1 pseudogene is annotated in these 552 nt (G+C 70.1%); it reads left to right on the forward strand.

Annotation, left to right across the window (positions count from 1 at the left end):
- Nucleotides 1-208: pseudogene (locus ACYVJ0_RS13780) on the forward strand (LysR family transcriptional regulator); the annotation flags it as partial.
- Nucleotides 209-552 lie beyond the last annotated feature (344 nt).

The following is a 552-nucleotide window of genomic DNA, read 5'->3' on the forward strand; positions in this document are numbered from 1 at the left end:
GGGGCAGCTCGACCCGCCCGGGGCCGTGACGGTCCCCCTCGCGGGTGCGCCGCTGCGCCGCACCCACTACCTCGGCTGGCGCAACGACGCCGACCTGCGGGTCGACCTCGAGGCCGTCGAGGGCGCGGCCCACCGCGCGCACCGCGACGCCGTCCGGCGCAGCCCGCAGTACGAGCAGTGGCTGGCGATGTACGGCATGCTCGGCTGACCCGCCCCCGCCCCATCCCCGCCTCGGCGCGTACGTAGTTTCCCCTCCATAGGAAGTATGTATGACCTGAGTGTGATCTGGGCGCGACGTCCACCTCCTCCTACAGTGTCGCTGCGGGTGAAAAATCGCCCGTGGGTGGACCTTTCACCCGCTCTACGACACAAGGAGTCGCTGGAGATGAGACGTACTTCCCTCCGGGGCGTCGCCGTGGCAACCGCCACCGTGGGCCTCTTTGCCGGCACCATCAACGCCGTCGCCGCTGTTGGACAGTCCGACGTCGAGACCGCCACAGCGGGCTACGCACCAGGCCTGGTCGCCGCGATGGAGCGCGAGCTGAACCTGAG

The sequence above is a fragment of the Microbacterium petrolearium genome, assembly GCF_054782875.1.